At 63.7% G+C, this 21,151-nt stretch carries 15 protein-coding genes; 5 read left to right on the top strand and 10 right to left on the bottom strand.

What is annotated here, in order from left to right:
* Positions 1–110: 110 nt before the first annotated feature.
* Together VF629_RS24250 and VF629_RS24245 are read right to left on the bottom strand one after the other, a co-directional pair.
* Complete coding sequence (locus VF629_RS24250) at positions 111–839, bottom strand: TlpA disulfide reductase family protein (RefSeq protein WP_331061099.1); 729 nt, start codon at positions 837–839, stop codon at positions 111–113.
* A gap of 135 nt (positions 840–974) precedes the next feature.
* Positions 975–2,834, bottom strand: a complete 1,860-nt coding sequence (locus VF629_RS24245; RefSeq protein WP_331061098.1) for a beta-galactosidase family protein — start codon at positions 2,832–2,834, stop codon at positions 975–977.
* 423 nt (positions 2,835–3,257) lie between these two features.
* Between VF629_RS24245 and VF629_RS24240 the strand changes: the two genes are divergently transcribed.
* Entirely contained in the window at positions 3,258–5,000 is a 1,743-nt protein-coding gene (locus VF629_RS24240; protein ID WP_331061097.1) for a cellulase family glycosylhydrolase, read from the top strand.
* A gap of 91 nt (positions 5,001–5,091) precedes the next feature.
* On the opposite strand, the gene VF629_RS24235 is transcribed toward VF629_RS24240, so the two are convergent.
* Positions 5,092–7,644 carry an ABC transporter permease gene (locus VF629_RS24235; protein ID WP_331061096.1) on the bottom strand — a complete coding sequence of 851 codons (2,553 nt, stop codon included), beginning with the start codon at positions 7,642–7,644 and terminating at the stop codon, positions 5,092–5,094.
* Positions 7,645–7,996: 352 nt separating this feature from the next.
* Here VF629_RS24235 and VF629_RS24230 point away from each other — a divergent pair, with 352 nt between their 5' ends.
* A complete protein-coding gene (locus VF629_RS24230; protein WP_331061095.1) occupies positions 7,997–8,839 on the top strand; it encodes an OmpA family protein in 843 nt (280 codons plus the stop codon).
* Between the two features lie 60 nt (positions 8,840–8,899).
* Here the strand turns inward: VF629_RS24230 and VF629_RS24225 are convergent, their stop codons facing one another.
* Positions 8,900–9,577 carry an ABC transporter ATP-binding protein gene (locus VF629_RS24225; RefSeq protein WP_331061094.1) on the bottom strand — a complete coding sequence of 226 codons (678 nt, stop codon included), beginning with the start codon at positions 9,575–9,577 and terminating at the stop codon, positions 8,900–8,902.
* A gap of 218 nt (positions 9,578–9,795) precedes the next feature.
* Between VF629_RS24225 and VF629_RS24220 the strand changes: the two genes are divergently transcribed.
* Positions 9,796–10,521 carry an arylesterase gene (locus VF629_RS24220; RefSeq protein ID WP_414653931.1) on the top strand — a complete coding sequence of 242 codons (726 nt, stop codon included), beginning with the start codon at positions 9,796–9,798 and terminating at the stop codon, positions 10,519–10,521.
* Between the two features lie 57 nt (positions 10,522–10,578).
* Here the strand turns inward: VF629_RS24220 and VF629_RS24215 are convergent, their stop codons facing one another.
* The gene (locus tag VF629_RS24215) at positions 10,579–10,806 is read right to left on the bottom strand and encodes a hypothetical protein (protein ID WP_331061092.1); all 228 of its coding nucleotides are present in this window, start codon (positions 10,804–10,806) and stop codon (positions 10,579–10,581) included.
* A 129-nt stretch (positions 10,807–10,935) separates the two neighbouring features.
* Between VF629_RS24215 and murI the strand changes: the two genes are divergently transcribed.
* Both murI and VF629_RS24205 read left to right on the top strand, forming a co-directional pair.
* The gene (gene murI / locus VF629_RS24210; protein ID WP_331061091.1) at positions 10,936–11,787 is read left to right on the top strand and encodes a glutamate racemase; all 852 of its coding nucleotides are present in this window, start codon (positions 10,936–10,938) and stop codon (positions 11,785–11,787) included.
* Between the two features lie 170 nt (positions 11,788–11,957).
* Positions 11,958–13,154: a T9SS type A sorting domain-containing protein gene (locus VF629_RS24205; protein WP_331061090.1), complete on the top strand. Its 1,197-nt coding sequence runs from the start codon at positions 11,958–11,960 to the stop codon at positions 13,152–13,154.
* A 143-nt stretch (positions 13,155–13,297) separates the two neighbouring features.
* Here VF629_RS24205 and VF629_RS24200 read toward each other — a convergent pair whose 3' ends face one another.
* The 5 genes from VF629_RS24200 to VF629_RS24180 form a co-directional block, all read right to left on the bottom strand.
* Positions 13,298–15,049, bottom strand: a complete 1,752-nt coding sequence (locus tag VF629_RS24200) for a hypothetical protein (protein ID WP_331061089.1) — start codon at positions 15,047–15,049, stop codon at positions 13,298–13,300.
* 61 nt (positions 15,050–15,110) lie between these two features.
* The gene (locus VF629_RS24195) at positions 15,111–17,381 is read right to left on the bottom strand and encodes a hypothetical protein (RefSeq protein WP_331061088.1); all 2,271 of its coding nucleotides are present in this window, start codon (positions 17,379–17,381) and stop codon (positions 15,111–15,113) included.
* Entirely contained in the window at positions 17,378–19,003 is a 1,626-nt protein-coding gene (locus tag VF629_RS24190) for a BatA domain-containing protein (RefSeq protein ID WP_331061087.1), read from the bottom strand. The genes VF629_RS24195 and VF629_RS24190 overlap by 4 nt, the downstream gene beginning before the upstream one ends.
* Positions 19,004–19,125: 122 nt before the next feature.
* Positions 19,126–20,001: a DUF58 domain-containing protein gene (locus VF629_RS24185; RefSeq protein ID WP_331061086.1), complete on the bottom strand. Its 876-nt coding sequence runs from the start codon at positions 19,999–20,001 to the stop codon at positions 19,126–19,128.
* A gap of 91 nt (positions 20,002–20,092) precedes the next feature.
* Positions 20,093–21,073: a MoxR family ATPase gene (locus VF629_RS24180; RefSeq protein WP_331061085.1), complete on the bottom strand. Its 981-nt coding sequence runs from the start codon at positions 21,071–21,073 to the stop codon at positions 20,093–20,095.
* Between the last annotated feature and the right edge of the window lie 78 nt (positions 21,074–21,151).

Here is a 21,151-nt window from a genome sequence, read left to right as displayed (position 1 = left end):
CATCTCGCGTGCAACAAGTAATTACTAACTGTAAGCGAGATGCTTCGCGGCGCTCTGCATGACGGGCTTTCTTATCTGAAAGGAAGTTGCCTATACAAGGCGACCATTCGTTACTTCACGTCATCTATGGCTTTCTGTAGGAAGGCCGAGATGTTGGGGTGGGATTGCGCGTGAAAAACCACCTTGCCTTCGCGGTCGACCACGAGATTGGTGGGGTAGGAGCGAATGCCGTACCGCTCGGCAATGTAGCGGCCGCCGGGCACCAAGGCGTACTCGTAGGGGTGGTCTTTGGTGAACTTTTCGATGGCATTGTGCTCGTCAAGCGCTACGGCCAGAAACACGACGTCGTCCCGCTTGGCGTTCTGCTGCACGAGCTTGTTGAGGTCGGGAATCTCGGCCCGGCAGGGAGGGCAGCCAATAAACCAGAAGTTCAGCACCACGATTTTGCCCGCCAAATCCTTGCTGTCGTATTTGCGGCCATTCATGTCGCGCATTTTGAAGGCCGCAATGGATTGACCGTTCGTGAAGAACGGGCTCTCTTTGGGTGGAGGCAGCTTGGCTAAATAGGCTGCTTTTTCCTCGGGCGTGCGGGCCACCACCTGAAATACCGGCTGGGCCGCACTAGAGCCCGGTGCGGGCTGGATTTTGTATTCACCCACCGCGAGCATCTGCCGCCACACCGGGTAGGGCAGCGGCCCACCGCCCGCATCAATAACCGTCGACTCCTGAGTGAGTTGAACGACTGGCCTTGCAGAAGCTGGGCGAGGCGAATCAGGCGCTTGCGCGTGAACTGTAGTAGCCAGCAAAAGTGATAAGGCAACCGGGTAAAGGTATTTCATGCCGGAAAGGTAGGCTGCTTTCGAACCCATTTCCAAAGCCTTGGCCAGCCCTCGCCCGGCCCTGTGGACCCGAAAGAGGCGCTGGACTCGCACGAGAAATTTCACAACTGGTTTTGCCTCGCTTGCCTGTGGCGGCTAGTTGGTCGTGCTCTGCGTTGCCACGGCGTCCAGAATGGGTTTTTCGAGGCTGGCGAGCTTGGTTTGGGTGGGTTTTAGCAGTTCGAGTACCACTATTTCGTTCCGGCCCGGGCGCAGCCACTCGGCAGGAACGTAGACGGTTTGCTGGGGACCCACTTCCCAGTAGCGGCCCAGGTGGTGGCCGTTGAGCCAGACGCAGCCTTTGCCCCAGGCGCGCATGTCGAGGTAGGTGTCGCCCACTGCTTTGAGCGTGAAGGAGGCCCGCCGCAGCACGGGCGCGCCGCTGGCCGTGGCGGCGTAGGTCGGGGCCGCAGGCACTTGGGCAATGTCGTTGAAGGGCAGGGGGAATTGCTGCCAGTTGAGCACTTCCTGGCCTTGGAAGAGCACCCGCTCCGTGATGCCTTTGCGGTTTTCAAGAAGGTACTTGCCGAAATTGACGCGGCCCAGGTTTTCGACCAGAATGTCGAGCGTGACCGTGCCGGCGGGCAGCGTGAGTTGCGCGCTGTCTTGCGCCAGGCGGCGGTCGAGCACGGCCACGCGTTTGCCGTTCACGAACACCAGCCCGTAGTCGCGCAGCTCTTTGATTTTGAGCAGCCCCGTCCGGCCGCCGGGCACCTGCGTGCGGTACAGCACAAAGCCATACGCCTGCTTGAGGGCCTCGAACGTGAGCGGCCGCTGGCTGGCCACGGCCTTGGGCAGCCCCGTAAGCACGCTGGTGGCGGCACCCAAGGTGAGCTCCGGAATGCGAATGGTCGCCTTGGCAGCCGGCACGGCGGGAAGCTGGGAGCCCGCCGGCAGGTGGCGCGCAATGACTTCGCGGAAGGCCATGAATTTGGGCGTGGCGTTGCCGGCTTCGTCGAGGGGCGCGTCGTAGTCGTAGCTGCTGGTTTGGGGTTCGTAGCGCGTGGTGCCGCCTTTGTAGTTGGCCCCGTTCAGGAAGCCGCGTGTGGTGCCGCCGTGAAACATGTACATGTTGATGGACATGCCCGCCGCGAGCACCGTGTCGAGGCGCGGGGCGTAGCGCTCGGCCGGCACGGTGTGGTGCGGCGTGCCCCACCAATCAAACCAGGCCGGGTACCATTCGGCCACGAAGTAGGGGCCCTGGCCGGCGTGGTTCGTGCGCACCAGCTGCCGGATTTGGGCGGGTTTGTCGGTGCCGTTCACGGCGGGCAGCAGGCCGGGCAGGTGGCCGCGGCCCACGTCGTTCACCGGGTCGCAGGTGTAGAGCAAGCCGTCGAAGCCCGCTTCCTGAAACAGCTTTTGGTTGAGGGCCAGGTAAGCCTTGTCGCTGCCGTAAGAGCCGTATTCGTTTTCAATCTGCACCATGAGCACCGGCCCGCCGTGGTTCACTTGCAGCGGGGCCAGCTGCTGGCCCACGGCTTGGATGTAGCGGCGGTAGGCGGCCACGTACTGCGGCTCCTGGCTGCGCACTTGCAGGCCGGGCGTGTTTTGCAGCCAGTAGGGGTAGCCGCCGAATTCCCACTCGGCGCACACGTAGGGGCTGGGCCGGAGCACCACCCACATGCCTTCTTCCTGGGCAATTTTCACGAAAGCCGCCACGTCGTTGTTGCCCTTGAAGTCGAACTGTCCCGGCTGGGGCTCGTGCAGGTTCCAGAACACGTAGGTGCCGATGGTGTTGAGGCCCATGGCCTTGGCCATGCGAATGCGCTGCCGCCAAGCCTCGCGCGGGATGCGGGGGTAGTGCAGCTCGCCCGATATCATCTGAAACGGCTTGCCGTCGAGCAGAAACTGCTCGGGACCCAAGGCGAAGGTGTGGGCCGCGGGCGGCGTGGGCGCTTGGCTGCCCGTCAGGAGGGCCAAGCAGGCAAGTGAGAGCAGGGCAAATAAGTAGCGCATGCAGGAGAAAGTAAGTGGAAGGTAAAAGCCTTTTGCTTGGGCTGGGACTTGAGAAAAGCGGCGACGGAAAGTAATAAGCGCAACGCGGACCAACATCCAGGAGTGGGCCAGGTTGCAGGCTTTCGACTTCTATCGACTCCGGCAACGGTTGCGGTCCGGTACCACGAGGCGGGCGTCCGGACTGCGGTGGCGCAAGGGGCAATAAATGAGGCGCATCGGAGCTACAACTGGACCAGCAAGCCGCTTTCAAAACTTAAAATTGCACTGTGATTCGAACAAATAAAACACCTGGTTGAACTTTCCTCTTATTTCAGCTAAATCCTTTAAGCTCACGTAGAGAATGCCGCGAACGAGGGCCCGGTGTTGCTCAGGCCTCCGCTCGTGTTTTTCTTTTTTGCATCTACCCAACCCCCACAACCTGCCATGAAACTTCTACCCCAAACCCACCCTCAAACTTCCGCTCCCCGGAGCCGCTGGCGCATCGTGCTGGCGGTGCTGGCCACCGCTTGCTGGTGGCCCGCCGCGGCCCAAACGCCCGTGGCCACGCACGGCGCCCTGCGCGTGCAAGGCAACCAAGTGCTGAACCAAACCGGCCAGCCGGTGAGCCTGGCTGGCAGCAGCCTGTTCTGGAGCAACGCCGGCTGGGGCGGCGAGCGTTATTACAACGCCAATGCCGTTAACTGGCTGAGAACAAACTGGAACGCTGGCCTCGTGCGCGCCGCCATGGGCGTGGACGAACCCGGCGGCTACCTGGAAAACCCGGCCCGCGAAAAAGCCAAGGTGAAAGCCGTGGTCGACGCCGCCATCGCCGCCGGCCTCTACGTCATCATCGACTGGCACTCGCACAGCGCCGAGCGGCACCAGGCCGAAGCCATTGCCTTTTTCCGCGAGATGGCCACCACCTACGGCACCCGGCCGAACGTGATTTACGAAATCTACAACGAGCCTCTGCAAGTGTCGTGGACTGGGGTGGTGAAGCCCTACGCCCAGGCCGTGGTGGGGGCCATTCGCGCCATCGACCCGGACAACCTCATTGTGGTGGGCACGCCCACTTGGTCGCAGGACGTGGACGTGGCCGCCGCCTCGCCGCTTGCGGGCGTCAACATTGCCTACACGCTGCATTTTTACGCCGCCAGCCACAAAAACAGCCTGCGCGACAAAGCGCGCACGGCCCTGAGCCGGGGCGTTGCCCTGTTCGTGACCGAATGGGGCGCGGTGGACGCCTCGGGCGGCGGCGCCGTCGACGCCGCTTCCACCCAGGAGTGGATGGATTTCCTGAAAGCCAACAACATCAGCCACGCCAACTGGGCCCTGAACGACAAAGCCGAGGCCGCTTCGGCCCTGGTGCCGGGCACCAGCCCCACGGCTCCCTGGTCGGACAGCTTCCTCACGACTTCGGGCCGCTTGGTGAAAGGCTACGTTCAGAATTGGGCCGGCACCGGCACCACCACGCCTCCGCCCACTACGACGCCCCCGCCCACCACGCCGCCACCCACTTCCGGCACCGCCACCAAGGTGGAGGCCGAGAGCTACCACGCCATGTCGGGGGTGCAAACCGAAACCACCACCGACGCGGGCGGCGGCCGCAGCGTGGGCTGGATTGACGCCGGCGACTGGATGGCCTACACCGTGACGGTGCCCACGGCGGGCACCTACACCGTGCAGTTCCGCGTGGCCAGCCCCAACGCCACCGGCCGCATCAGCCTGGAGCAGAACGCGGGCGCCACCAAGCTGGGGACCGTGTCGGTGCCCAACACCGGCGGCTGGCAAAACTGGACCACTGTTTCCGCCACCGTTACCCTGAAGGCGGGCCAGCAGGACATTGCCATCGGCGTGCCCGTGGGCGGTTACAACATCAACTGGTGGAGCTTCGCCAAGACGGCGGCCGCCCGCTCGGCCGGTGAACCCGCGGGTGTTTCCGGGGCGGCCCCGACGCTCTACCCCAACCCCGTGCAGCAGCAACTGAACTTGACGTTGGGAGCGTCCGAAGCGGCCCGCACCTTGCTGATTTACGATTTGCGCGGTCGCCAAGTGCTTCGCCGGTCGTTGCCCGCCGGCGGCACCCAGCAAGCCGCCATTCCGGTGGAAGGGCTGGCCCCGGGCGTCTACACGCTGCGTCTGACGGAAGGCGGCCGCACCACTTCTACCAAGTTCGTGAAAGAGTAGTGCCGCCAGCGGGTACCCCGCCCGGCGTTGCACAAACAAAAGGCCCGGCCCCGATGGAGGGGCCGGGCCTTTTGTGTTTACGCGCAATCGTTTAGCCCTCGGCGCGCAGCACTTCCAGCGGGGAGCGGCGCAGCACGTCGCGGCTGTTGAACAAGCCGATGGCCGCCGTGAGCGCCGTGACCAGCGCCGCCAGTCCCAGCAAGGGCAGCACCGCCGGGCCAAACCCGACTTCAAACACCCAGATGGCCAGGGCCCAGGCCGCCAGCACTGCCAGCCCAATGCCGGCCAGTGCCGCCAGCAAGCCCAGCAGCCCGTACTCAACCAGCGTGATGCGCAAAATCTGGCTGCGGTTGGCGCCCAGCGTGCGCAGCAGCACGCTTTCGCGCACGCGCTGGTAGCGGCTGATAACCACCGAGCTGCTGAGCACCAGCAAGCCGGTGAGGATGCTAAAGCCCGCCATGAAGCGCACCACGAAGGAAATTTTGCCCAGAATGTCGTTCACGGTTTGCAGGATGAGGCCCAGGTCGATGGCCAGCACGTTGGGAAACCGCTGTACCAGGGCTTGCTGGATGCCGGCCAGCGCCGCCGCGCTGCCCGTGCGCGTGAGCAGCACCTGAAACTGCGGGGCCTGCTCCAACACGCCGGCCGGAAACACGACCAGAAAGCTCGGTTGCACCCGGCCGCGGTCAATTTCGCGGGTGCCGCCCACCAGCACCCGCAGCGGCGCGCCCTGCACGTTGAAGTCGAGCGTGTCGCCGAGCTTGAGCTTGGTGCGCGTGGCATAGCCCGCTTCCACCGAAATGCGCGGCGTGCCGTCGGCCCCCAGCTTGGGCCCGCTGCCATCCACTAGTTTTTCCGAGGAATTCAGGGAGTCGCGGTACGTGACGCGGTACTCGCGGGTGAGGGCCCAGGCCGGGATGCCCGAAGCCGTGTCTTTCTTGATGGCACTCACCGAGCGGCCGTTGATGGCCGTGAGGCGCATCGTCACAATGGGTACCCGCTGGAGGACTGGCAGTTGCTGCGCCCGCAGCAGGCTTTCCACCCCGGCCCGCTGCTCGTTTTGAATGTCGAACAACACCAGGTTGGCTTGCGAAGCTTGCCCGGCCACTTGGAGCCGGCCCAGCAGCAGGGCCTGCGTCAGGAAAAGCGTGGCCAGCAAAAACGTGCCCAGGCCGATGGAGGTGACCAGGGTAAGCGTTTGGTTTTGCGGCCGGTACAAGTTGGCCAGGCCCTGGCGCCACACGTAGCTCCAGCCCGTGGGAAAGAAGCGCCGCACCAGCCCCATCAGCAGGCGGCCCAGGCCGGCCAGCGCCGCAAACGCCGCCAGCAGCCCCGCCCCAAAGCCGAGGGTCAGTTTCCAGTCGCGGGTTTGTTGGTAGGCAAAGGCGAGGATGAACAAGCCAATGATGCTGATGATGAGTCCCCGCAGCGGGTCGGGCGTGGCGGTGTCGTCTTCAAAAGCCACCCGCAGCACCCGCAGTGGCGACACCCGCCGGATGCTGAGCAGCGGCAGCAGCGCAAACAGCACCGCCATCAGCAGCCCCGTGACCAGGCCCGTGGCCACCGCCGGCCAGGACACGCTCACGGTGATGGCCACCGGCAAAAAGTCGCCCAGTACCTGCGGCAGCACGCTTTGCACCGCCGCGCCCAGGGCCGCGCCCAGCACCGCCCCCACCAAGCCAAGGCCCGCGGTTTGAATCAAATAAATGAGCAGCGCCTGCCGGCCGCTGGCGCCCAGGCAGCGCAGCACGGCCACGGCGGCCAGCTTTTCGCGCACGTAGAGGTTCACGGCGCTGGCCACGCCCACGCAGCCCAGCAGCAGCGCCACAAAAGCCACGAGGCTGAGGTAGCGGGTGAGGTCAGCGAAGGAGCGGCCGGTTTGCTCTTGGCGGCCGGCCACGGTGTCGGCGTCGATGCTGGCTTTGTCGAGGCGCACTTGCAGGGTTTTCACTAGGGCGGCCACGTCGGTGCCCGGCGCAAACCGGTAGGAGCGCCGGTACTGCACGCGACTGCCGCGCTGTACTAAGCCGGTTTTTGCCACCAACCGGTTGGGGATGAATACGGTAGGCGCCACTGCCGAGGCAATGCCCGATTGCCCCGGCGTCTTCAGCACCCGCCCGATGATGGGCAGCACCACCCGTCCCACTTGCACGGAGTCACCCACTTTGGCTCCAAACTGCGCCAGCAGCGCGTCGTCGACCAAGGCGCCCGGCGCGGCACCGGGCTCCGCAAACTGCTGCACTGCCGAGCGCGGCTCCGTTTCCCAGTCACCGTAGAAAAAGCCGCCGTCGCGCCCGCGCACCTGGGCCAAGCGCACGCCCCGGCCCGGCCGAAACTCGACCAGCGAAGCAAACGAAATTTCGTTGACGCGCGCCTCGCCAAGCCGCCGCAGCGTCGGCTCCAGCTCCTTGCTGAAAGGGTTGCTGTCGGTCAAGACCAAGTCGGCCCCCAGCAGTTCCCGGGCCTGCTCGCTGATGCTGCGGGCCAGGTTGTCGCCAAAAGAATTGATGCCCACCAGCGCCGCAATGCCCAATATGATGCTGGCCATGAAGAGCAGCAGCCGCGCCCGGCTGCGGCGACTGTCGCGCCACGCCATGCGGAAAAGCCAGGAAGTAGTTGAGGAGGAAGCGAGAGGAGAAGGCATCACAGGAAGAAAACAGAAATCACAACAGCAGTAGTGAGCCAGGCAAATTGGCTGGTACGTCAACTAAGGCGTAGACGTGGCAAGGAGCAGCGCACTTTAACGGACTGGTGCAATAACTGCTGGTAGTGTTCTTCCAACGGCAAGGGCGCGGGCGAGGTTGGTCGGGGCGGGAATGCGTTATTTGGGGCCGGCGACTCATGTAGTCCGTGTTTAGAATGAGTCTATGAGTGTAATAAATTTAGTTGCGAGGTGGAGTGGGCGGATTGTGTGTGCCTTGGCAGTGGGGAGTAGCTTGGTGGCTTGCCGTTCAACGCGGGTGCTGCTTCCCTCTGGTAGTGCCCGCTCGTCGGCAGTGACCCAAGCACCCAAAGAATTTCTTCTCACCGTTCACGGCCGTGTTTATCCGTTTTCTGATACCACGTCTGTGGTTCCGGGAGTAGAAATCATTTTCAGTAGAAAAGGAGCTGACTCAGTAGTAGAAACTTGGAACGACGTCTCAAAGGCCGATGGTTCGTACCGTGTGGTTCTTCCCGGCGGGCACACTTACAGAGTAGAGCTAGCAAAAGGCGGGAAAGACATTGAAACGCAAGAGTTTCCGACACCGCTTACGAACGATGACTCGACTGCTATTACCAAAAACTTCTACCTAAACGGTATTGGTGACACTTGCTGTATTGATAGGGTGGAATGGAAGAATGCGTATTTCGATACCGGCAGTGCTACCCTGAGGCGCCAATCCATAGTTGGCATGAGTGATGTCGTACAATTTTTGAAGAACAATTCTACTGCAGGCCTTAACGTGGAAGGCCACGCTGACCTTCGAGAAGTGCCTCGGGGGCAGCCAAATCCCGAACAGTACCTGTTGCAGCTAGGTCAGCAAAGAGCCAAGGCCGCTTATGCTTTCCTCGTTAAGGAGGGCATTCCCGAAAGCCGGTTATCTACCGTTAGCTACGGGGCCAAGCGACCCGCGGCCCCTAACGACACCCCCGAAAACCGGCAGTTGAACCGACGGGTTAAATTCAAAACGGTGGGGATTGAATTCATTCCGTCAAAGGAAGAAAAGCTCAGAACGGACAGTTTGTTGAAAATGAACAGCCCTCCAATCAAGAAATCAATACTTCAGAACTCAACGCAAGGGGCTGCTAGGCACCCAGTACTGGCAAAGCCTGTTTTGCGCTCAAGTAAAATTAAATAATGCACATAATCAAAAAGTTACAGGTATTGTTGCTGCCGGCAACGAGAAACTAGCTGCACCTCACCCCACCAATTCCTCCACCACTTTGCCGCCGCGCAGCCGCAGCGTGCGTTGCGTGCGCGCCGCTAGCTCGAGGTCGTGCGTCACGAGTACGAGGGTGGTGCCGGCTTCGCGGTTGAGCTCAAAGAGCAGGTTCACCACGCGCTCGCTGGTGTCGGGGTCGAGGTTGCCGGTGGGTTCGTCGGCGAACAGCACGGCCGGGCGGTTGGCGAAGGCGCGGGCCAGGCTCACGCGCTGCTGCTCGCCGCCCGACAGCTGGGCCGGGTAGTGGTTGGCGCGCTCGGCCAGGCCCACGCGCTCGAGCAGGCCCAGGGCGGTTTGGGTGGCGCCGCGCTGGCCGCGCAGCTCCAGCGGCACCAGCACGTTTTCGAGGGCGGTGAGGGTGGGCAGCAGCTGGAAATTCTGAAAGATGAAGCCCACGTGCTGGTTGCGCACGGCCGCCCGCTGGTCCTCGCTCAGGTTATCGAGTTGAATGCCGTTGAGCCACACGCTGCCCGAAGAGGCGCGGTCGAGGCCGGCGCAGAGGCCCAGCAGCGTGGTTTTGCCCGAGCCCGAAGGCCCAACAATGGCGAACGTGTCGCCGGCGGCCAAATCGAAGCTGACGGCGTGCAGCACCGTCAGGTCGCGCTCGGCGCTGGGATAGGTTTTGGTGAGGTTTTCGACGCGAAGGATGCTCATGGAGTGGGGTGGCAGGGGTGGGGAAGCGGATGGGCTGGGCCCAGAAATGGCAGCGCTTACTGCGTTGACCGTAGGTTCGCTGCGAGTTGCACGACCGTCTTCTTTCCAGACTTTCTATTGCTGCATCACACAACCGCAGGGCCCACCGTTCGTTACCAAAGACGCGAAAACCTTCTCGATGTTTTCCCTTTTCATCTTCCGTGCCCAAAAACTCGTTCATGAGCTTCGTTCGCCTCTCCTTCGTCGGCCTGTTTGCGCTGGCCTTCACGGCCTGCAATTCTAATTCGTCCACCGAAACGGCCCAGCCGCCAGCTGCCACGGCCACGTCGTCGCTGGCCAGCCCGCAGCCCGGTGCTCCCACTGGCAAAAAGCGCCTGCTGTTTTTCGGCAACAGCCTCACGGCCGGCTACGGCGTGGAGCCCGACGAGGCCTTTCCCGCGCTGGTGGGCGAGAAAATTGATTCGTTGAAGCTGGGCTACGAAGTCATCAACGCGGGCCTGAGCGGCGAAACCACCGCCGGCGGCCGCAGCCGTGTGGGCTGGGTGCTGCGCCAGCCGGTGGACGTGTTTGTGCTGGAATTGGGCGGCAACGACGGCCTGCGCGGACTCCCGCTCAGCGATACCCGCCGCAACCTCCAGGCCATCATCGACACGGTGCGGCGCCGCAGCCCCAGCGCCCAAATCGTGCTGGCGGGCATGCAGATACCGCCCAACCTAGGGGCATCTTATGCGGCCGACTTCAAACGCATTTACCAGGAAGTGGCCACCAAAAACAACCTGGTGCTCATTCCCTTTCTGCTCGAAGGCGTGGGCGGCGACCGTCGCCTGAACCAGCCAGACGGCATTCACCCCACGCCGGCCGGGCACCGCATTGTGGCCCGCACGGTCTGGTCGGTGCTGCAGCCGGTGCTTCTAGGGGAGGAGGGTATGGGGGTAGGAGGGTAGGAGTTGGGGAATTCCTCCCTACCGCACGCCCTCATACCCTCCTACCCCCATGCCCTTTTAAATAACCCGCACCACGTCCACGTTCACCTCGTCGCGCAGCAGCTCCAGGTTGCGGTAGGTGAGGGGGCGGCCGGCGTCGGTGCTGAGGTTGGGCAGGGTGGCGCGGGCGGCGTCGAGGGTGAGTTGGGTGAGCTTGCGCTCGCCGAGGTAGATGGCCACCGGGCGGCCCTGACGCGCGTCGTGGGCGGCTAAGGCGTGGTCAATTTCGGCCAAAATGGTGCTCATGGGAAATTAGTGAGCTGGATAGGGGCGGAAATATAACCAGAATTTGTAAAAAACCAGGAAAGCTGCCCCGAAAAGTTGCGGCCCGCCCAAGATGCCAAGGCAAGCGGACGGCCCGGCTACCTTTGCCGCATGACAACCGTTGCTTCTGCGACCCCCGAAGCGGTTGCGGCCTTCGCCGCCCGCCCCATTGGCATGTTCGACTCCGGCATTGGCGGCCTCACCGTGGCGCGGGCCGTGGCCCGCCGCCTGCCCCACGAGCGAATTGTGTATTTCGGCGACACCGCCCACCTGCCCTACGGCGACAAAAGCGCCGCCGCCATCCAGGCGTATTCGGTCAAAATCTGTGACTTGCTCTTGCGCCAGCACTGCAAGCTGATTATGATTGCCTGCAACTCGGCCTCGGCCGCAGCCTACGAGCTGGTGCGTGAGTACGTGGGCTCCAAAGCCCGCGTGCTGAACGTCATCGACCCCATCGTGGCGCACCTGGGCCGTGCGTATGCCGGCCGCCGCGTGGGCCTCATCGGCACCAAGCAAACCGTGAATTCCAACGTCTATAAGAAGAAAGTAGACTCTCTGGACGCGGGCGTGGACCTGCACTCGTTGGCCACGCCGCTACTGGTGCCCATGATTGAGGAAGGCTTTTTCAAGAACTCCATCAGCGACGACATCATCGGTGCCTACCTGAGCAACGCCACGCTGGCCGGCATCGACGCGCTGGTGCTGGCCTGTACGCATTACCCGCTCATCAAGGAACAGATTGCGCGCTTCTACCAGGGCCGGGTCGACGTTCTCGACGCCTCCGACGTGGTGGCCGCCGATGCCGAGGCCTACCTGGGCGCGCACGGCCTGCTGGCCCCGGCGACCGAGACCCCGCCCGCCCATCATTTCTACGTGTCGGACTTCACCCGCTCGTTCGAGGAAAGCACGCGCATCTTCTTTGAGCAGGAAGTGCACCTAGAACACTACCCCTTGTGGGAATAGCTTCAAGGCTGTTTAGGGGATGGCGGATTGATTTGTTGCGAACAAATCAAAACTCAATAATCTGCAATTTTTTTTGGCTCGGTGCCATATATCATACTTTTACAGCCTAACAACTAGAGCATCCAAGTCACCGTTTACAATCAACTTTCTTTCACCGTTTATCCGAACTCATGAAAAAACATTTTACGATGTGGTCGTTGGCTACGCTAACGGCTTTGCTGCTCGCCCTGGCACCACTAGCCACCTGGGCCCAAACCCTAACCCAGGCCGACTTTACCGGGATTGTTGTGCCGCAGTACATGGCCAGCGGGACGAACACTCGCTTGCCGGTGCTGTTCCGGGCTACGGTTAGCAACTTGACGCCATCCACCCTTTACCGCGGGTACGTGGTAGGCGCTACCAACGCCACGACCGGCGGCGGCACGGTAGACTTTGGCGGCACTACTTCTGGAGCTGGCATTCCGGTATTGATTACAACCACCGCCACCGGTGCCACTTACACTACGGCTTCGGTTGGTAGCACTACCACCGCCGGTAGCTATTTCACTTTCACCACCAATGCGGCTGGAAGCTACACCGGCTGGTTCGGTTTTCTGAACTCGGGCAATGCCCGTTTTACGGCCGGAAACCTTATTTTCCCGTCCATTACCTTAGCAACCGACGCCTTACCGGGCACGGTGGCAAAACGCTTGGCGCTGAATCAAAGCATCACCACGTTGGACTTTGCTACCAACGCCACCGGCATTCGCGGCGCTTCGAGCGCTACTGCTGGTAATGCCATTGCCCTCTACGATAACGAGGCGGGTACCGGCCGGCCGCTTTCTACCACTGTGGTTGAAAACATTGGCGTTTCTTTGGGTACCTCGGTGGTAGCATTCTACTCAACAACCGCTGGTTCTTGGAATTCTATTATACCCAACGCTTTGGCAAACGGTATTCGCCGCGTAGAAGAGCGGAGTATCGTGACTGGAGCCGTGCTGAATTGCAACACGGACACCGATGGAACTTGGGCTTCGGGGGCCAACACCGTGAACCCAGCAAGTGGCGTAACTGCCGTTGTGCTCACAGCCACCGATACCCCGTTGAACACGGGATGCGGCACAGCTTCGGCCATCCGGGCCAACAAGGCCCTGCCGGGCCTCACCATCTCCCCGAACCCTGCTACCGACCACATCACCGTGACGCTGCCCAAGGCCGGTGCCGCCACCGTAGCCCTGCGCGACCTGACCGGCCGCGTGGTGCTTGCCCCGGTAGCTTTGGCTGCTGACCGGCAGTTGCGTTTACCCGCCAGTTTGGCTTCGGGCGTGTACCTGCTCGAGGTTCGTCAGGGCTCTGTTACGGCCGTGCGCCGGGTGGAGAAAAACTAGTTTCTGACTGCAAAAGCCATTCAGCTCTTGGGCTGAGCGTTCACGAAAAAGCCCCTGCAGAAGCAGGGGCTTTTCTATGCTTCATGGAAGGGGCTAAGCCGCAAAGTGAATGGAAGTTTTCGCTCAAGGGCGCCCAGGTGGGACTACAGTTTCTCTTCAAGCCAAAGGTACCCGGCTGCCAGCAGGAACAAGCCAAAAAACCAAGCAGCCGGCCAGGGTTGCTCCACCGTTGTGCCTGCCTCGGCCGCCGCGGTGGTGAGCTTCGTTCGGCTGGCCAGGGCTTGCTGGCGCTCCTGTAGCTCCGGGCTGTGCCAGGTGGCGGCGGGAAAAACGTAGAAGCAGTGCACGGCGGCCCCAGGCCCGCGCACGCGGTACCAACCGGCCGTTGCCGGCCAAAATTGGGCCGTGCTCCACTCCGGCAAGCGGCTGTCCTGGCGCAAGGCCAGGCGAACATTGGGGCCACCGGCGAGCGGGGCCACGGTGGGCACCGCTTCCGGAAAAGCAGCGCTGAGGTGCAGGACGAGTGGCTGCTGCGCGCGGGGCCAGCGGGAGGCCGTGCGCCACGTTGGCGCGGGTGGCGGAGGTGGGACTGCTGCACTCAGCAAGCGGTTCCAAAACGAGGCATACACGGCAGACCGCCCTTGCAGCCCCCAACGAAAGGTTTCGGGTACCACCGACACCACCACAAACCCAAGGCCCATGCGGCTGCTGCCCGCCACCATGGCCTGCCCGGGGCCAGCAACCAATGGCCGCACTGTGCTTTCGGGCCGCAGCTGGGCCGGCATAGCAGCCCGAGCGGCTACCGGCGCATCGGGCCAGGCCAGCAGTTGGGGGACGGTCTGTGCTGCCGCACGGGGCAGCACGGTAAAGCGGGCCCGCGCGGGCGTAGGCCGCGGCAGCGGCGCGGCATCTGCTAGCACCAGCAGGCCCAGCCGGCCGTTGCTCACGGCAGCCTGCAGTGCCTGGGCTTCGGCGCCAGTCAAGGCAGCCAAGGTGGCGGCATCGGCCCCGACGATGGCGTAGCGGGCCAGCAGCGCGGGCGTCAGTCGATTCAGCGACATGGCCGGTTGGTTGACGAAGTCCGTTTGCACTAAGCCCCGGCTTACGGTAGTGCGCAGCGCCACCGGGTAATGGGCTTCGGCCAAGTAGTTCTTCAAGTATTTAAACTCGAACGAGGGGGTGCCCGTGAGTAGCAGCACGGCCGGTAAGGCCGGCGTGGTGATTTCCACGGGCATGGGCTCAGTACCAAAGGCTTTACCCGCCTGCCCCACCTGCAGTTCGTATACCGCCAAGCCTGCCGTTTTGGGCTGATAGCGGAGGCGAAAAGCGCCGCCACCCGCGGGCACCCGCACCGAGTCGCGGACGGTGCCGGCCGCGCGCAGGCGCACCCAGTTCGGCTCTTTGCCTGGTGCGGGCGCCACCGTGCCCTCCACGCGAAAAACTTCGCCCAATGCCAGTTTCTGGCTCCAGAAAGCGGTGCTAATGCCTGTTAGTGTGGGCCGCGAATGCAGCACCACGGGCAAGTTGCCCAGCGCCGACAATTCAGACGCCGCCAGGCCGCGCCCCAGCACGTGCAGCTTCCGGAGGCCCGGGCGCTGCTCGGCCAGGCTGAGCAGGCTGGGCAACGCCCGGGCCTTGGCTGGTGGGGTTCCAGGACCGTAGTACCAAACGGGCGTGCCATTGCCCAAGCTTCGCTGCAACGCGCGCAATGAATCGGCCTGAAAATCATCGGTTAATAAAATGGCTTCGGCGCGGGCGGCGGGCAACTGCCGCAAGGGCGGGAACGCCGCAAACCACAGCGCGCAGGTCGCCACCACGCCGGCCACCACCCGCAGCCTGCGTTGCCGCTGCCGCGCCCGGCGCCACGCCATCGCCGCCAATCCTAGCCCAAGCATGAGGAAAAAAACCAGCAGGACGTAATAAATACCGGATGCAAAAGGAGGAACAGGCAACATGCTAACGGCTGAGTTCTTGGAAATACCGCCGCGCCAACCGGTCGGGAGCGGCAGCCGGCAACGGGGCCTGGGGAGGCACGGCCAGCAAATCGGTCAGGGCGCGCTCTACGGGCGCGCGGCAATCGGTGCAGGCGGGGCGCCCGGCGCGCACGTCGCCCACCAGCTGCCGGAGGGCGCGCAGGGCCGGCAGGTACACGCCCGGCCGCTGCAAGGCCGCGCCGGCGAGGGCCGAACCGGCCTGTTCGAGCAAGCGGGCATCGGCGGGGTTGGGGCGAGGATTATCACGCGATAAGGACAGCCAGCGCAGGGCGGCCCGCGCGGTGGGCTGGGTAACGGGCGCGGCCAAGGTCTGCTGGCGCTGGGGAGCGGCGGCCCCCGCCAATTCGCCGGTCAGGCGCAGCGTAGCCTCGGGCATGGGCGGCGGGGTGAAGCCGGCCTTCTTTACGTATGCCCGGGTTTGCTGCTGCACTTGCTTCAGCAGGCGCAAGGCGCGGTACTCGTAGGGCAGGGCAGCTTTCAGGTCGTTGGTGCGCAGGCGCAGCTCGGCGGCCCACATTTCGTTGAGCACGGCGCGCAGTTTGGCTTTCACCGCAGGCTCCAAAAAGTCGGCCGTTTCCGAGTCGTCGTGCCGATGGATGTAGGGCTCCATCAGGGCATCGGTTTCGGCGGTGGGCGACGCCATTTTGCCCGAAGCCGGCGGCTCGGGGTGGTCGTGGTGGTCTTCTTCGGCGTTATGCGCCTCGGCGGTAGGCGCGGCGTGGTCGGCATGGTCAGCGTCTTCATCCTCGGCAATGGGCGAGTGCGGCGCGGCGGCCCCAATGGCTTGCTCCGACTCTTCGCCCATGAACTTGCCGTAGCGCAGGCGCAGGCTCTGCTGGTCGAAGCCCAGGGCGTTGGCCCGGGCGGCCACAGTGGCGGCGTCGAGCTTGCCCAGTTCGGCAATCAGCTTTTCGGTGTCGATGATGATTTGCCGCTGGCTGCGGAAGTAAGCGGGCGCCACTTTTACGCCCATGCCCATGTCGGTGGAGCTGTCCTCCACGGTGGTGTCCTGCCATTGCACGAGGTAGGAATCGGTGCGGGAGGAGTGCCCGGCATTGTCGCGGGCCGAGATGTAGAAGTACAGTTCGTCGCCGTAAGTCAGGCCCAGCTTGGGGAGGTTGAGCAGGTTGCTCAGTCCAGCCTGCGCGGCGGTGCCCGACAGGCCAGCGCTCAGGCTGCGCCGCACCTCCCGAAACTTCACCGCCTCGCCCTGGCCCTGCGCCACCGTGATGACCAGCTCGGCCTGGCTTAGCCCGTAATCGTCGCGCACGGTGGCCCGGATGGGGACCTCGGGCCGCTGGCCGATGGTGGCCACCAGGGTGTAGGGCTTGGGCGTCTGGATGCGCACCACCGGGGCTTGGTCGGCCCGCACATCGATGGCGTAATCATCCGACACGGTACCGCCCAGCCGCAGCCGGTAGAGGGTGGAAGCCGCCAGGGTTTGCTCCGCGAAATACACGCCCGGCTGGCCGCTCACCGCTTGCAGCGCGACCCGCTTTGGACCGAGCTCCAGTTCCGGGGTCCGGCGGCCGGAGCCACTCACACGCACTTGCCACCGTACCCGTGAGCCCTGCGGGCACTGGAAGGAAGCTTGCGCCGGCGAAAAAGCCGGAAGCCGGGTGTAGGCCGGAGGCGTTACCACCAGTCGCGTGTCGGTAATACGGGGCGGTACTTGGCCGGGCACGGCGGGTTGCGTCTCCGAAAAACGCACCGGTACGGAGCGGTTTTGCGGGGCATCCGTCGCCCTGGGCCACCACCATACCACCGCGCTGGCAACAAGCAGTGCGGCCGTTATCATGCCTGAAGCTTTGAATGAAACCGGTAATGATAAAGAATTGGTCGACTGAGCTTCATTGAGGCGAGAGGATACACGAGCTTGCTGCAGGCGTTCCAGTAAGTTCAGCCCCTCAGCGTCGTTAAGCAACAGGCCGCTGCTGTCTTCCAGCTGGGGATAATGACGGTCGAGTCGAGCGGCAATTTGGGTGGCACCCACGTGGCGCAGCGGCCACAGCAACCAGGCTGCCGCTGCCACGCCCAGCCCCGCTACTGTCACAAACACCCATTGCTGAGCCGGCCAGTGCCGGGCCAGCAGCGCCAGCAACAGCCCGCCCGCTGCCAGCGGCACCAGCACCGTCAGCGCCCGCCGGACCGCGTAGCTGCGCTGCACTTGGCGAAGCTGCTGCAGCGCTCGCAGCAAGTCCGAAGCAGGAGAAGAAGCGACTGGTTGGCTCATGAGACGGGGGTAGTAGGGAGGGCCTCGCGGCGACGGGCCAGCAGGCGCTCAAGCAGGGACAACACTCCAACCGCCAGCACCAGCCAGGGCCGCAAGTCCGTTACGCGAAAAACCTTTGGCGCGGCCTGCGCCGGGGAGGTGCGGCCCCCAGCGGTTGGGACCGGTACCGGCAGCTGCGCCGCATCCATGGCGCGCAGGTCTTGGTTTGCGAAAGCCTCTTGCGTCGAGGTTGCTGATGCCGGGCTACCGGCATTTTCTGGTTGAATAATTTCCAGTAAGCGAGCCGGTAGCCCAGGGTTGTCGGCCAAATCGCTCCAAGCGGGGTGCAGGCGCGTGTGTAATTGATAAAAAGCTCCCTGGCCCACCGAGCGCTGCGACAGCACCGCGCGCCCCAGCCCGTCGGCCCACAGCACCGTGCTACCGGGAGCTTCCGCGGCAGTGCTTCGCTGAAGGATGACGGCCGGCGCTTCGTCGGCGGCCGGGGTTGCCAGGCGGGTGTTGGTTGCCATGCCCGTGGCGGTGGCCTGCTGCCACACCCGGGTACCCCGTTGTACCGCGTCTTGCCATCCCGCAGGCAAAGGAGCGTCGCTCAGCCAGAACAGCCAATCGGGCCGGGTGCCAGGTGACGGAGGAGCCGCGGACATGCTGAGTTGCACGGGCACCAGCAGCCCCGCGGCCGCCGCGCGCACCCCCGCTTGGAGGTAGCGCGCATCGAGGGCATAGGCCGGAGTTGCGTACATGACCATGCGCAGGGGCTGACTGCGAACGGGCACAGGCGGCGTAGAATTCGCAGCGGCTTTGTCGGCGGTCGGCAAAACCACCTGTTGCCCAGCGCCAGAAGGCTCCAGGCGCAGGAACCCAAGCCCGCCAACCCGAAACGGGGCATTGGTCTTGGGTTTAAGAATTGATTTCGGCTGAAAAGTGGTTTGATTTTCAGTACTCTTGCCTACCAGCAGCCGAAGGCTGTCGCCGCGCACGCCCGCGGCCTGCACCCACGTAGCGGTGGCGGGGTTGGGCAGGGTTTGCCAGGTGATGTTGGCTGGCAAGGCCGGATGCAGGCCTTCAAACCCCCGCAGGGCCGCGGGCGTGACCACGTACAGCGGCTGGCCCGCAAATGCCGCAGCTGCTTGCTGCACCCGCGCCCACAGGAACCGGTCAGGCGCTAGTCCGCCGCTGGCCAGCACCCGCGCGCTGTCGCGTCGGCCTAGAGAGTCGGTCCGCCAAGCGGCTCCTGACATTTTGGGGAAGCCAGCCGCCAGCCAGCGCAGCGCGTAGCCGCGGCGGCGCAAGGAGTCGATGGTTGGGCGCAGCGTGGCGAATGCCGGTTTGCCCAGCACCTCCGGGCTCAGCAGCACTTGCCCGCGACCGGCTGGCAAGGCTTGCTGCCACACCGGCCCCGCCAGTGCCAGCGCCAGCACGGCCAATAGCGCGGCCCGCAGCAGCAGCAACCAGAACTGCTCCAGCTTCAGGTTGCGCAGGCGTCGGTTGGCCCCGGCCGTGAGCCAGCGCAGGCTGCCCACCGCCACCTCGCGGCCAGGCCGCCGGTTCCAGAGGTGAATGGCGACCGGCACCAGCAGCCCCAACAGGGCGAGTAGAGCAGACGGGGTGAGTAGCTTAAACAAAAACTGAATTTAGGAAGGTTAAAACACAGACGCAACAAAGGTCCATTTGGTCGCTCATTCCGCCCGCAGAATTGGGCCGCTTGTTGAGGAGTGATGCACCAAGTCAGGACCGTGATGGGCTTTTAGCTCGAAGAATTTCGCCGGCGCAGAAACTCGCGCATGGCTTGGTCTAGGGGTTCGGCAGTGCTGAGCTGGTGGTAGTCGAAGCCTTGGCGGCGGGCCGCTTGGGCCGTGTCGCGGAGCCATTCAGCTAACTGCCGTTGGTACACGGGCCGCTGCTGGTCGGCATCCAACTGCAAGGTTTTTCCACTTTCTAAGTCTCTTAAAGTTACTGAGCCTTTATACTTGAAATTCAACTCGTTATTTGCCAATAAATGCAGCAGCAATACGTCGCCGCTGGTAGCCCGAAGGCGCGTGAGCAAAGCGTTTATTTCTGAGCTTTCCTCATACAAGTCGCTCACGCAAACGGTTAGGGCGCGTTGCCGCCGGGCCGTGAGCGGGGCCAGCGTGGCGGCGTCGGGGAAGTTGCCGGTAGCCTCGGCGGTTTCCAGGGCGTGGTAGATGCGGGGCAACTGCCGGGTGTCGGCGCGGGCGGGCAGGTGGCGCAGCCCGCCGGGAGCCAAGATGGTCAGGCCGACCGCGTCGCCCTGTTGCTGGGCCAGGTAGGCCAGCGCCGCCAGCAGCAACCGGGCGTAGTCGAGCTTGGTGAGGCCGTTGTCGTCGCGGTGGTTCATGCTGGCGCTGGCGTCGAGCAGCAGGTGCACCGTCAGGCTCGTGTCTACCTCCGATTCGCGCAGGTAGTACCGGTCGGAACGGGCGGCCAAGCGCCAGTCAAGGCGCCGCAGGTCGTCGCCGGGCTGGTAAGGACGGTACTGGCTAAACTCCATGCCCGCGCCGTGGCGGCGGCTGGCGTGCGCGCCGTTCAGGAAGCCCTCAGCCGCTTGGCGGGCCGCCAGCGACAGGTTGCGCAAGCCGTGCAGGAGTTCAGGGGAAAGCATGGGATTAATGAAGAATGGGGAATGAAGAATGAGGAGTTGAAGAGAAAGAACCACAAGACGCAATTCTTCACTCTTCATTCCTCATTAGTCATTAAGCAAAGCGTACCGCTTGCAGGAGCGCAGCCACCGCGTCGTCAGCGGTTAAGTTTTCGGCTTCGGCATTGAAGTTCAGCAGTACGCGGTGGCGCAATACGGGCGGCGCCAGCGTCCGAATGTCTTCCAGCGTAGCGGCAAAGCGGCCGTGCAACAAGGCCCGCGCCTTGGCGCACAATATCAGCGCCTGGCCGGCGCGGGGGCCGGCGCCCCAACGTCCGTAGTCTTTGATGAATTTTACCTCCGAGGTGGCGGGCCGCGTGGCCCGCACCAAGCGGTTCACGAAGTCCATCAGCTCGGGGCTGAAGCTCACCTGGCGGACCAGGGCCTGCAGCTGCCGGATGTCGGCGCCGCCCAGCACTGGCGTTACCTGCTGACCGGCCGCGCCCGTGGTGCCGCGCAACACGGCCAGCTCCTCGGCCGCCGTGGGGTAGCCAATGCGCACGTACAGCAAAAACCGGTCGAGCTGGGCTTCGGGCAGGGGGTAGGTGCCGCTTTGCTCGATGGGGTTTTGGGTGGCCAGCAGGAAGAAGGGTTTGGGCAGGGCATGCTCGGTGCCGGCGTAGGTCACGTGGCCTTCCTGCATGGCTTCGAGTAGTGCGGCCTGCGTTTTGGGCGGCGTCCGGTTGATTTCGTCGGCCAAAACCAGGCTGGCGAAGATGGGCCCTTGGTTGAACTTGAACGAGCGGTGGCCGGTGCCGTGGTCTTCCTCCAGTACTTCGGTGCCCAGGATGTCGGTCGGCATCAGGTCCGGCGTGAACTGGATGCGGCGGAAGGGCAGGTCGGTGGCGGCGGCTAGGGTGCGCACCAGCAGCGTCTTGGCTAGGCCGGGCACGCCTTCCAGCAGCGCGTGGCCACCGGCCAGCAGGGCCACCAGCACTTCATCCAGCACGTTCTCCTGGCCCACAATGACCTTGGCTATTTCAGCTTTGAGCACTGGCAGCTTGGCCAGGAGGGTATTTACTTCTTGTTCGGTCATTCTTTCTAGTTGTCAGTTGCTCGTTGTCAGTTGTTAGGTGGCAGGAGTTTGCTTTGTAAGCCTAACAACTGACAACGA

Source organism: Hymenobacter sp. (assembly GCF_036388155.1).
Classification (GTDB): Bacteria; Bacteroidota; Bacteroidia; order Cytophagales; family Hymenobacteraceae; genus Hymenobacter.
This window is presented reverse-complemented; position numbering and strand designations above follow the sequence as displayed.

Bases quoted from the DNA above. Each gene is read 5' to 3' on its own strand.
- murI (WP_331061091.1), top strand. From the start codon at position 10,936: ATGACAACCGTTGCTTCTGCGACCCCCGAAGCGGTTGCGGCCTTCGCC.
- VF629_RS24185 (WP_331061086.1), bottom strand. From the start codon at position 20,001: ATGCTTTCCCCTGAACTCCTGCACGGCTTGCGCAACCTGTCGCTGGCG.
- VF629_RS24240 (WP_331061097.1), top strand. From the start codon at position 3,258: ATGAAACTTCTACCCCAAACCCACCCTCAAACTTCCGCTCCCCGGAGC.
- VF629_RS24245 (WP_331061098.1), bottom strand. From the start codon at position 2,834: ATGCGCTACTTATTTGCCCTGCTCTCACTTGCCTGCTTGGCCCTCCTG.
- VF629_RS24180 (WP_331061085.1), bottom strand. From the start codon at position 21,073: ATGACCGAACAAGAAGTAAATACCCTCCTGGCCAAGCTGCCAGTGCTC.
- VF629_RS24250 (WP_331061099.1), bottom strand. From the start codon at position 839: ATGAAATACCTTTACCCGGTTGCCTTATCACTTTTGCTGGCTACTACA.
- VF629_RS24225 (WP_331061094.1), bottom strand. From the start codon at position 9,577: ATGAGCATCCTTCGCGTCGAAAACCTCACCAAAACCTATCCCAGCGCC.
- VF629_RS24235 (WP_331061096.1), bottom strand. From the start codon at position 7,644: ATGCCTTCTCCTCTCGCTTCCTCCTCAACTACTTCCTGGCTTTTCCGC.
- VF629_RS24205 (WP_331061090.1), top strand. From the start codon at position 11,958: ATGAAAAAACATTTTACGATGTGGTCGTTGGCTACGCTAACGGCTTTG.
- VF629_RS24195 (WP_331061088.1), bottom strand. From the start codon at position 17,381: ATGAGCCAACCAGTCGCTTCTTCTCCTGCTTCGGACTTGCTGCGAGCG.
- VF629_RS24200 (WP_331061089.1), bottom strand. From the start codon at position 15,049: ATGCTTGGGCTAGGATTGGCGGCGATGGCGTGGCGCCGGGCGCGGCAG.
- VF629_RS24215 (WP_331061092.1), bottom strand. From the start codon at position 10,806: ATGAGCACCATTTTGGCCGAAATTGACCACGCCTTAGCCGCCCACGAC.
- VF629_RS24220 (WP_414653931.1), top strand. From the start codon at position 9,796: ATGAGCTTCGTTCGCCTCTCCTTCGTCGGCCTGTTTGCGCTGGCCTTC.